12 protein-coding genes and 1 riboswitch are annotated in these 11,663 nt (G+C 23.5%); of the genes, 4 read left to right on the top strand and 8 right to left on the bottom strand.

What is annotated here, in order from left to right:
* Window positions 1–22: 22 nt before the first annotated feature.
* Entirely contained in the window at window positions 23–685 is a 663-nt protein-coding gene (gene cmk, locus AACK92_RS01925) for a (d)CMP kinase (protein ID WP_339021455.1), read from the bottom strand.
* 7 nt (window positions 686–692) lie between these two features.
* Window positions 693–1,361 (bottom strand): hypothetical protein, encoded by a 669-nt coding sequence (locus tag AACK92_RS01920; protein ID WP_339021453.1) that lies wholly within the window; start codon window positions 1,359–1,361, stop codon window positions 693–695.
* A gap of 105 nt (window positions 1,362–1,466) precedes the next feature.
* Between AACK92_RS01920 and AACK92_RS01915 the strand changes: the two genes are divergently transcribed.
* Window positions 1,467–1,649 (top strand): ferredoxin, encoded by a 183-nt coding sequence (locus AACK92_RS01915; RefSeq protein ID WP_339021451.1) that lies wholly within the window; start codon window positions 1,467–1,469, stop codon window positions 1,647–1,649.
* 293 nt (window positions 1,650–1,942) lie between these two features.
* On the opposite strand, the gene AACK92_RS01910 is transcribed toward AACK92_RS01915, so the two are convergent.
* Together AACK92_RS01910 and AACK92_RS01905 are read right to left on the bottom strand one after the other, a co-directional pair.
* Window positions 1,943–2,965 carry a rod shape-determining protein gene (locus AACK92_RS01910; protein WP_339021449.1) on the bottom strand — a complete coding sequence of 341 codons (1,023 nt, stop codon included), beginning with the start codon at window positions 2,963–2,965 and terminating at the stop codon, window positions 1,943–1,945.
* 92 nt (window positions 2,966–3,057) lie between these two features.
* Window positions 3,058–3,900: an ECF transporter S component gene (locus AACK92_RS01905; protein WP_339021447.1), complete on the bottom strand. Its 843-nt coding sequence runs from the start codon at window positions 3,898–3,900 to the stop codon at window positions 3,058–3,060.
* 125 nt (window positions 3,901–4,025) lie between these two features.
* A riboswitch (FMN riboswitch) is annotated at window positions 4,026–4,143 on the top strand.
* Window positions 4,144–4,235: 92 nt separating this feature from the next.
* On the opposite strand from AACK92_RS01905, the gene AACK92_RS01900 reads away from it, so the two are divergent.
* Both AACK92_RS01900 and AACK92_RS01895 read left to right on the top strand, forming a co-directional pair.
* Complete coding sequence (locus AACK92_RS01900) at window positions 4,236–4,940, top strand: ECF transporter S component (RefSeq protein WP_339021445.1); 705 nt, start codon at window positions 4,236–4,238, stop codon at window positions 4,938–4,940.
* A 61-nt stretch (window positions 4,941–5,001) separates the two neighbouring features.
* The gene (locus tag AACK92_RS01895) at window positions 5,002–5,565 is read left to right on the top strand and encodes an inorganic diphosphatase (RefSeq protein ID WP_339021444.1); all 564 of its coding nucleotides are present in this window, start codon (window positions 5,002–5,004) and stop codon (window positions 5,563–5,565) included.
* A 143-nt stretch (window positions 5,566–5,708) separates the two neighbouring features.
* Here AACK92_RS01895 and AACK92_RS01890 read toward each other — a convergent pair whose 3' ends face one another.
* Both AACK92_RS01890 and AACK92_RS01885 read right to left on the bottom strand, forming a co-directional pair.
* Complete coding sequence (locus tag AACK92_RS01890; protein WP_339021443.1) at window positions 5,709–6,497, bottom strand: hypothetical protein; 789 nt, start codon at window positions 6,495–6,497, stop codon at window positions 5,709–5,711.
* Window positions 6,498–6,537: 40 nt separating this feature from the next.
* Window positions 6,538–7,557: a fructose-bisphosphatase class II family protein gene (locus AACK92_RS01885; RefSeq protein WP_339021442.1), complete on the bottom strand. Its 1,020-nt coding sequence runs from the start codon at window positions 7,555–7,557 to the stop codon at window positions 6,538–6,540.
* A gap of 135 nt (window positions 7,558–7,692) precedes the next feature.
* Between AACK92_RS01885 and AACK92_RS01880 the strand changes: the two genes are divergently transcribed.
* Window positions 7,693–9,594, top strand: coding sequence for a M13 family metallopeptidase (locus tag AACK92_RS01880; protein WP_339021440.1), 1,902 nt, complete (start codon window positions 7,693–7,695; stop codon window positions 9,592–9,594).
* A gap of 161 nt (window positions 9,595–9,755) precedes the next feature.
* Here the strand turns inward: AACK92_RS01880 and AACK92_RS01875 are convergent, their stop codons facing one another.
* A complete protein-coding gene (locus tag AACK92_RS01875; protein WP_339021438.1) occupies window positions 9,756–10,751 on the bottom strand; it encodes a hypothetical protein in 996 nt (331 codons plus the stop codon).
* 146 nt (window positions 10,752–10,897) lie between these two features.
* Entirely contained in the window at window positions 10,898–11,614 is a 717-nt protein-coding gene (locus tag AACK92_RS01870; protein ID WP_339021436.1) for a YebC/PmpR family DNA-binding transcriptional regulator, read from the bottom strand.
* Between the last annotated feature and the right edge of the window lie 49 nt (window positions 11,615–11,663).

Here is an 11,663-nt window from a genome sequence, read left to right as displayed (position 1 = left end):
CACCTCTTTTACTTATAAAAAATTATTTAATTTCTTCTATTTTTTTCAAAACCATATTAATTACTTCTTCTATAGTTAAATTACTAGTATCAATATACCAAGCATCTGTTGCTATTTTTAAAGCTCCTACTGCTCTTTTTTTATCATAATCATCTCTTTGTTCAATTTGTCTTAAAATATCTTCATATATATTTGGAACAATATTTTTTGTTTTATTTTGTTCATATCTTCTTTTTGCTCTTGATTCTATAGAACAATCAAAATATATTTTTAATTCTGCATCAGGTAAGACAACTGTTGTTATATCTCTTCCAATTACTATATTATTTTTCTTTTCTGACATTCTTCTTTGAACTTTAACCATAAAAGATCTAACTTCATTATTTTTTGCAACATATTTAATATTTTCTGCAACATCATAGTCAGAAATATTTTTTCCATATTCAATATCATTTACTAATATTGAATTTTCATTTATATATTTAAAATTAAAATTTTTTATTTGAGCTTGAATTTCATTATCACAAGAAAAATTTACACCATTTTTAATGCACAATTTTGTAAAAGCACGGTACATAACTCCTGTATCAATAAAGTTCATTTTTAATTTTTCTGCAACTTTAATCATTACAGTACTTTTACCAGATCCTGCTGTTCCATCTACAGCAATATTAATATTTTTCATATTTATTTTACCCCTTAACAATGAAAATTGGAATTATTATAGTTAAAATCATTAAAATTGCTAAAACTATTAAAACAGGTAATGATCATCTAAATCTATATTTTCTTTCATAGATTTTTCAAGTTTTCATAACCCTACTTTGACCTTTTTCATTTTTATCGTTAACTTCAAGAATCATTTGTTGAGTACTTCTATTATCTTTGCTTCTTACTTGTTGAACAGTAGTCATTGAAATATCTTGAGGAATAATTTTAAGACCTGCTTGTTTTTCTTTTAATTTATCTATATTTTTTTGAAAATTTTTTTCGTTTGCTTGTAAACTTCTATATAAATTAATATACTTTTCACTTTTTAAAGTAAATGATTCTTCTTCTGATTCAACTTTAGGATTATTTATAACTTCAGACTTTCCAAGTTTTTTAAGTTCTGAAATTTCTAGTTTCATTTCATATTTAATCTCTTCAGGAAATAAGCAAGATGACTTATCTCTGTCAAGATATGGTTTTTCAAACTCATGTTTAGCATCAAATATTGCTAATTTTTCTTTAAAAAAATCTAAATCAATTTTTTTAAGTTTTTCAAAAGTAGAATGAATTACTGATTTTTCATCTTGAATGTTTTTCTTATATGAAATTTCTTTTCTAACTTTCTCGTGAATTTCCTTATTACGTTCCATTCTTGTTAGGTTCACTTTTTTCACCCCATTAATTTATATTATAAATTAAATATAGAAATATTGGAAATTATTGTTATTATATTAATGAAACGGAGATGTTTTTTTATGAAAAAAACTTGAATAGATAAGTCAATGTGTATAGGATGCATGGCTTGTGTACAAATAGATGAAACAGATACTCTTTTCATAGATGATGATGGATTTGCAGAAGCAAATGAAAATGATCTAGAATTAGTAGAATGCCAAATGGTTTGTCCTACTGGTGCTGTTAAAATTGGTGATGAATAGATAATAAAAAAAATTCTTTAATAAGAATTTTTTTTATTATCTATTTTAAAAATTTTTAAATTATTAAAAATTTTATATTACTAACTTAAAATAAATTTATTAATATTTTCTAAAATAAGATAATCAAGATTTCTTTTGAACAATTTTAATATCCTTATTATTGATATATGAGAATTACAACTTCTTGTAATTTCATTTTTATTATAGCATACAAATAAAAAAAGTTATAAAAAAATAGTTTTTTTTAGAATTTTTTCCATTAATTTAAATAAAAAAATGCATTAAAGCATTTTCTAATAATCTAATTCAGTTTTTGCAGTTCTTAATTTTTCATAAATTTCTGCTTCATATTTTTTTGTTCCATTAATAACTGCCAATAGTGGGAATTCTCCAACTTTAGTTGGCAATTGTAATGTATCTCCAAAATATTTTTCTATACCTTTAATTAAAGCAGTTCCCCCACACAATGTAATACCATTTCTAAAAATATCTCCTGCTAATTCAGGTGGAGTTGATTCAAGCACTTGAACTGTTAATTCAATAACTCTTGATAAAGGAATTTTCAATAATTCTCTTAATTCTTCTGGAGTTATTGTAATTTCTCTTGGTAATCCAGAAACAACATCACGCCCATAAACTTTCATTGATTTTTCATCAGCTTGTTTTGCTAATGAACCAATACTAATTTTAATTGTTTCAGCTGTTTTTACTCCAATTTCCATTCCATATTGAGCTCTAACAAATTTTAAAACTTCTTCATTTAAGTAGTTTCCAGCAACTTTAATTGATTTAGATAAAACTATGTCACCTGATGCTATAACAGCAACATCAGTTGTTCCTCCACCCATATCAATAATTAAGTTTCCAGATGGAGCATAAATATTTACTCCACCACCTAATGCAGCCATTTTAACTTCTTCTTCAATAAATACATTTGAAGCTCCTAAGTTAAGTGCAATTTTTTTAAGTGCAGTTTTTTCTAATTCTGTTATAACTGATGGACAAGCTAATACCATTACACTTCCTTTTAATGTTTTTTCCAATCTTAATCTTGCAAAAATATAATTTAGTTGTGCTTGTGTAGCTTTTATATCAGTAATAACACCATCAACCATAGGTCTAACAATTCTTAAATTTTTATTCCCTTTTCCTATCATTTTATATGCTTCAGAACCAACAGCAATTATTTTATTTTCTCTTATTTTATAAGCCACTATTGATGGTTCATTATAAACAATTCCCTGTCCTGCTATGTATACTAAAGTATAAGCTGTTCCTAAATCCATAGAAACATATGTTGGTTTTTTTCCAGCCATTTTTTATTTTCCTCACTAATCTATTTGAATTTTATATATTAATTTTATCAAATATTAATAAAAAGACTGTATTTTATTAAACAAATATTTTTTTATTTGTAATAATGATTTATTTTTTTAACTTGTGGTTCAATTAATGCAAATAGTGAGTAGCAAATTGAAAATCTAATAAACTCAATGGCTGAAATAATTCCAATAAATTCTCCTAAGTTTTTTACAATATCTTTTCAATGACCATGATTATGATCATGTTCACTTTCTAAATGAAATGATGAAATATTTGTAACTAAGTGATTATGTTCTTCATGATAATGTTCAAAAGAAGTATTTAAATACATAATTGCAAAAACTAATAATGTATAAACTATTGTCATAATAGAAACGTATGCAACAATTGGTGTTCATCTTTTAAACCGATCTACACTTTTTACTTGATGTTTATGTATACTAGAATTTCTAAATACAAAGTAATAGAAAAATCATATTATTCAAATTGATATAAAGTATCCAACACAATCAATAACAACAGATATTGGATTATGAAACCCATCTGCTAAGTGAATAAATGGTGCTACAAAAGCTATTAGACCTGAGAATATTGGTCCTAAAGCTGATAGTGATAATGTTATAACTATTAAGTCAAATATTCTAAAAGGTATTGGAACTCCTTTAAATTGTATTTTTTCTAAAATAGCTTCTATTGACATTTCAAATGCTGAAACAGCTATTGCTAGTGCTAGAAATACACCTGTTAAAGTTATTTTAAAAGTTAAATTTCTTCTACTTGTAAATAAACTATTTTTTCAGTGAAAATCTTCTTCTTCTATATCATCATGGTTACCTAGAGCATCAAAATGATGTTCATCATGATAATGATCTTTTTTAACCTCTTTTTCATCATCATGATCTGGAATATTGTGATTTTTATTTTCCATAATTTTCTCCTTTCTATATGTTCTTAAATATTATATAGTAATTTATAAAAATTATAAATATAAATTATAATTTTTATAAATTAGAATTTATTAGTTTTTTAAATTTTAGTATATAATAAATTTGTGAGTACTTTCGGGGCAAGGCGCAATTCCTTACCGATAGTGAAAGTCTATGAACTTTTTAAAGTATGATTCAGTGAAATTCTGAAACCGACGGTAAAGTCCGGATGAGAGAAAGTACCTAAGAAATTTAAAATCCTATGGATTAATTTTTGTTTTATATAAAAGCCCCATTTTATATTTGAATGGGGTTTTTATATTAAAGGAGCTTATAAATGAAAAATGAATATGGTTTTTGAAATCACAAATATGATTTTGCAGAAATCAATAAATATAATTGAAGATTAGTTTTAAAAGATAATTTTCAATTAAATATAAAAAAAATTACTTTATTATCTATGTTATTTGCAGTTGAAATTATATTAACTATTTTTAGTAAATATGTTATTGGTGGACTTTTAATTATGGGATTTTATACAATAGAATTATCATTTTTTGGAATTTTATTTATATACTTATGTTCAAATATTGTTTATTCAACAATTATAAATATATTAGTAAATTTTATGAGAATTGCTCTTCCCTTAGGAAGTGATATAGTTGGTGTTGTTGCAATGACATTATCTGATTTATCTTTTTTAATAGCATTTGCTGTTATATTCTTTTTTCTTAAAAGAACTTTATTATTTAGAGCAAAATCACACAATAAAATGAAGTACTATTTATGAATAATAGTAATTAGTGGAATATTGGCAACTTTTATTTCTGCTAGTTTATCTTTTTTATATAATCAAACTTTTATATTTGAATGATATAGAACTTTCTATCCAAGCTTAATTCCACAAAAAAATAGTGTACTTTGATTTTCCATACTGTTTGTAGGATTTGGAGTTACAATTGCTAAATTTATCTGTAATTTATTATTATTTACAATTAGTGTAAAAATTATTGTAAATCTTATAAATAAAAATTTATTTTAGAAACAAATATTATAGTTTATATTTTTTAATATAAAATTATTTTGTAGAGGAGATTTTAATAATGGAAAATAATGTGATTAAAATGATAGTTGAAATACCAAAAGGTAGTTCAAATAAATATGAATATGATATTAATACTAATGAAATTAGTTTAGATAGAGTTTTATATGGAGCTAATTTTTATCCAGGAGAATATGGTTTTGTGCCAAATACTCTTGATTGAGATGGAGATCCATTAGATGTTATAAGTCTTGTAACTTACCCTACTCTTCCAGGAGTTGGAGTTAATGTAAGAATTTTAGGTTCAATTAAAATGATTGATGCAGGAGAAATTGATACAAAACTATTTGGTGTTTTTGCAGATGATAGAAGATTTGATACATATAAAACTTTAAAAGATGTACCACAACATTTAAAAGATGAAATTGAAAACTTCTTTTTACAATATAAATCTTTGCAAAAAAAAGAAGTTAAAATTAATGGTTGAGGAACTGCAGAAGAAGCAATGCATGAATTAAAAGAATGTAAAGAAAGATATCAAGAATATAAAGATAGATATTCTAAACCAAATGGTAAAGAAGAAATAATGGCAGAGTGAAAGAAAAAAGGACTTGGTCAAGGATAATAAAAAACTAAGTTTTTAAAATATTGACAAAATAGTAAACAAAAAAGAAAGCAAACAAAAGCTTTCTTTTTTCTTTTTTTGATAAAACTCTATTTATATTTTTTTATACACATTAATTTAAAATATTTATATTATAGATATTTTTATAATATTGTAAAAGGTCCTACAAATTTTAAATTAGATGTTTTTGCATTAAATCTAAAAATTTTAAAATCTAATTTATTAAAGCTTTTTGCATATATTCTAGCTGCAGATATATCCATTTTATAACTTTCACATTCGTTTTTTACAAAACTAATTATTTCTTTTTCATACTTTTCTTCTAATCTTATTTTTAAAATATTAGAACTAAAAATTAAAATAATTATAGCTAAAAATACTATAATAGCTATTAGTTCAAACAAAGGTTTAGAGAAAATAAATATTAATAATTTTGAAGAAGTTGCTTGTATAATAGATTGTTTGTCCAAAAAATAAATTACAAAAGATAATATAAAAGTTAAAAAATACACTATATATAAAAATAAAGGTATTCACTTTAAAATTAATTGAATTTTTTTTATTTCTTTATCTCTTTGATATAATTTAGCATTAAATCAAATACTTGCTAAAATATAATCCAATTCATAGCCAACACTTGGCATAATCCATTTTGGAATTGTAATTTGTTTTTTTCTTTTGCTTAACATTTGATTAATTCTATAATAACTTTCTGTTTCTCCATAACTTATATTTAATTCTTCAATCTTTAAATATACTTTAAATTTTGCAATTAATGCATCAATTTTGCTACTTGAAATATTGTTATCTGCAGAGTTAATTTCATGAATAACAATTCTATTCAAACTAAATGTATTAAATATTCTTATTGTTATTAACGTTATTAATGAAAGCCCTAAAGCTATTAGTAATACTTTAGTTAGCGAGTCCATAAATTCACCTTCTCTTTAATATATTATATATCTTTAAAAACTATCTTTTATATTTATCAAATAAAAATTTAATTTCAGGTTTTAAATCATTTACTTTTTTTACATCATAAACTGAATTAAAATTTCTTACAATTCCATGTGAAGACATAAATGCATTTACATAAAATTTACCATTTTTATAATCAACTGGTTTTAAACTTCCCCCAGCTGTTAAACCTGCAGCAAAAAATCTAGTTCTGTGATCTGCTACTAAATCTAAGTCATCCAAAATTGATTCAAAATCTAAATTATGTTTTTCAAGTCAAGCTTTTTCTTTTTCCATTCTTGCTTTACTTTCGTTTTCATTTGGTCAAATTTCTTCATATTTTACAAGTTTTGATTGCATTTTGCATCCTGCAGAAATTGCAAGTGCAGCCATTAAAGAACCTTCTGGTGCTCCTCCAATTCCATAAACAAAATCAGCATCTCCATTTACTACATCAATTGCAGCTAGAACATCTCCATCTTGAATAAGTCTTATTATTATTCCCAAATCATTCATTTTTTTAATAATTTTTTTATGACGAGGTTTGTCTAAAATAATACATTTCAAATCTTTTCTATCAGCTTTTTTTTGCATATTTTGAATTGACTGTACTAGTCCTTTATTTAAATCAATTTCATTAATAAATTCAGTACTAACAAATAATTTTTCCATATACATTTCTGGTAATTGTAACATAGTATTTTCTCTTGAAAATGCAATGGTTGCAATACTTCCTGCAAAATTATATGCAGCTGGATGAGTTCCTTCTACTGGATCAACACTAACATCATAAGTCATAACACTAGGATCATCAAAATCTCCAAGTAATTGTCCAACAAACAACATTGGAGCTTGATCTAATTCGCCTTCTCCATTAACTACTTTTAATCTAAAACCTTTTTCATTTTTTAGCATAACTTCAAATGCCTCAACAGCAGCTTTATCAACTAAATTCTTATCTTTTTTGCCAATATATTTATATGAAGCTATAGCAGCCACTTCAACAGTTCTTAACAAGACTATATCTCTGTTCATTTTAATACCTCTTATTTAATAATTATAGCAAAATAATTGAATTGCTTAATTATAGTTAATATAAGATTATTCTTCTTGCTATTGTTTATTTTTATATTACTTCTATAATCTTATATGTAAAAGGAGAAAAAAATTATGTCAAAAATAAAAGCACAAGATAATTTCTTTGATCATATCAACAAAGAATGAATTGATAATACAGAACTACCAAGTGGTTATCCATCATGAGGAAGTTTTGAAATGTTACATAAAAAATCAATAGATGATATTAAAGAAATGATATTAGAATTTAAAAAAAATGAAAAAAATTTAAACTCAGATCAGGAAAAAATTATTAATATTTTCAAAAACTATTTAAACCAAGAAATGAGAAATAAACAAGGAATTGAGCAAATTAAAGATATTATTGTTAAAATTGATTCATTAAATAAAAAAGAAGACTTTACTAATTTCTTAATAAAGTGTTTTAAAGAATTTAATATATCATTTTTTCATTCTAAATCAGTAGATTCTGATTTTAAAAATAGTAATATTAGAGCTCTAATGATAGGTTCAATGGGTTTGGGAATGACAGATAGAGATTTTTATGATAAAACTCACCCAAGACATAAAGAAATTAAAACTAGATACAAAACTTACTTAGAAAATATGACAAAAATTTCAAAATTAAAATTTAATACAAAAAATATTTTTGATTTAATTTATAACTTTGAAAAAGAAATATCACAAAGTATGTTGAAACAAGAAGAACTTAGAAGTCCTGAAAATATTTATAATGTAGTTACATTAAAAGAATTAAATAATCATTGTCCATTTATTAATTGAGAAGAATATTTAACTAAAATAGGATATGCAAAAGCTTCAATTTTTATATTATTTGAACCTAAATTTATGAAAAAACTAAATGAAATGTTAAACAATATAAGTTTAGAAGATTTAAAAGATTTTCTAAAAATAAAAACCCTAATAGCTTCATCTTCAATATTAAGTTTAGACTTGTATGAAGAAAACTTTAAATATTCAAGTGTATTTAGTGGTGTAAAAGAAATGAAACCAGAAATAGATAGAGCTGTAGAGTTTACAAATTCTACTCTTGGAGAATTATTAGGAAAAGAATATGTAAAAAAACACTTTTCAAAAGAAGCAAAAGAAGATGTTTTAAAAATAGTAAAAGATTTAATTAAAGTTTATTCAAAAAGAATTAATAATTTAGAATGAATGGGTCAAACAACAAAAGAAAAAGCAATTGAAAAGTTAAACTCATTTACAATTAAAATTGGTTATCCAGATAAATTTGAAGATTATTCAGCAATTGAAATAAAAAACTATGAACAAGGTGGTAGTTTATATGAAAATATAAAAAATCTTTCAAAATATTTTATTGAAAAAGATTTAAAAGAAATTAATTTACCAGTAGATAAAGCAAAATGACATATGAATCCACAAACAGTTAATGCATATTATAAACCTAGTTCAAATGAAATTTGTTTCCCTGCAGGAATTTTACAAAAACCATTTTACGATATTAAAGAACCAAAAGCTAAAAATCTTGGGGGAATTGGAGCAGTAATTGGTCATGAAGTAAGTCATGGATTTGATGATGAAGGAAGTAAGTTTGATAAAAATGGTAACTTTGAGAATTGATGAACAGAAGAAGATTATAAACAATATAGTTTAAGAACAGAAAAATTAGTTGATCAATATAATAAATATGAAATTAATGGAACTAATATAAATGGTAAACTAACATTAGGAGAAAATATTGGTGACTTGAGTGGAGTTGCAGCTGCATTAGATATTTGCAAAGAACAATGTAAAGAAGATATTAAATTATTTTTTGAAAATTATGCAAAAATTTGAATGAGAAAATCTACAGATGAATTAAAAAATACTAGATTATTAATTGATCCACACTCTCCAGAAGAATTTAGATGTAATGGAGTATTAATAAATATTGATGATTTCCACGAAATTTATAAAACTCAACCTAGTGATGGAATGTATTTAGAAAAAGAAAAAATAATTAAAATTTGATAATTTAGTAAACATAACAATTTTATTAAAAAAGTATAGAGGATTTATTCTCTATACTTTTTTAATATTATATTTTTTATTTATTATTATTTTCTTTTTTATTTAGAATTAATAAATCCATGTTTCATTCCAGCTTGAGCTAATAAATTTAAATATTTATCAAGTTAATTTCAATCATCTTTTTTTATTTCTAAGCCATTTTTAATTTCATCAAAAGTAATTAATTCTTTTTTTCAATTTTTTGTATCAAAACTACCTTTATATCTTCATGGAATAAAATTTAAAGATTTTCTTCTAATTGTTCAGGGATTATGAAAATCTCTTTTATCATTTCAATTACTATTTCAATAATCATCCATTCTTAATTGAAATGAATCCATGCCAAGTTTAGATAATGAATCATATTCATTTTTTCAATATAAGTCTCAATTAAAATCTATATATTCATTAAAATCATATTCATCTTTAATAAAATCTGGACGTCCATAATTTTTTTTACTATCTTTATTTACAAAGACACTATTATAATAAAATGATGTTCATTCTGGAAAATAAAATAAATTATAATCTGATTGTTTATAATTATCATAATTAATACTAAATATATTTAAATTTATTGAATTTTTTTCAATTAAAGTTTTTCCATCTTTTTTACCAGCTATTTTAAATTTTAGTTCTTTAACTTGACTTTGTTTTATTAAAGTTGAATAAACAGAAACATTAATTATATAAACTGTATTTTTATAAACTTTATCTATTTCTTTATTATCTGTAACTTTTTCAGGAACTAGCAAAGTTTGTTTAATTCCAAATGGATTTGCCATTCCATTTGTAAGTTTATAATCGCTTGAATATACAAATTCATTAAAACCATATTCAATTTTTAAACTATCATCTAGTTTATCTTCATTTTCTAATTCTACACTTAAAGAGTCAAATTCTTCATTCATTAAAACTACTATTTGTGCCATATTAAAATCATTTTCTCAAATATCTATTATTTGATTATTTTCTAAATAATTATATTTTTCAACATCTCCATAAAATTTTGCATTTTCTAAAGAATTACTTTCCTCTTTTGGAACATACAATGCAAAATTTTCATAGGCATCTGCAGAAAATGCATGTATTTTTCTTTTACCTTTATAATATTCTTTCATTTTATCTGTTAATTTAAAATCTAAATATACATTTCTTTCTAAATTCGATTTATTAAAATAAATAAATAAAGAGAAACTTATTAAAATAGATTGAACTAATATGATTATTAATAAAAATATTTTTTTAATTATTTTTAAATTTACCTTTATAATTCAACATTATGATAAATATCTTGAACATCTTCAAGTTCATTTAATTTATCTATTAATTTATCGAATTTTATCTTTTCTTCAGAATTTATTATTGTAATCATTTCATCAGCTAACATTGTTGTTTCAGCTATTTTATAATCTTTAATTCCTACATTTTCTAATGCTATTTTAATTGCATTAAAAGATTGAAATGAAGCATAAACAACTGTTAATTCTTCTTCTTCAAGAACATCATTTACTTCACAATCTGTTTCCATTAAAAGTTCCAATATTTCTTCAATACTTTTATTTTCAAATGCAAATATACTTGTTGCTTGAAATGAATGAGAAACTGCACCACTATTTGCAATTTTTCCTCCATTTTTATTAAATGCATCTCTAACTTCTGCAATTGCTCTATTAACATTATTTGTAAGTGAATCAACTATTATCATTGAATTTCCAGGACCATATCCTTCATATCTATTTGAAGTATAATTGTCTGCATCTCCACCTTCTGCTTTTTTTATTGCTCTTTGAATAACATCAGCTGGAACTTGTTTTGATTTTGCTTTATCAATTGCACTTCTAAGTGCTAAATTTGCCTCTGGATCTTTGCTTCCAGCTTTTGCTGCCATATATATTTCTTTAGAAGATCTTCCATAAATTGCTGATTTCATTGCAGCAGTTTTTTCCATACTTGCTTTTCTAACTTCATGTGCTCTTCCCATAATTAGTTCTCCTATTTTAATGACTTTTTATATTATACTTTTTCTTTAT

This window comes from Spiroplasma endosymbiont of Atherix ibis (assembly GCF_964020005.1).
Lineage (GTDB): Bacteria > Bacillota_I > Bacilli_A > Mycoplasmatales > Mycoplasmataceae > Spiroplasma_A.
The sequence above is the reverse complement of the archived record's forward strand: the minus strand, read 5'-3'. Positions and strand labels throughout refer to the sequence as shown.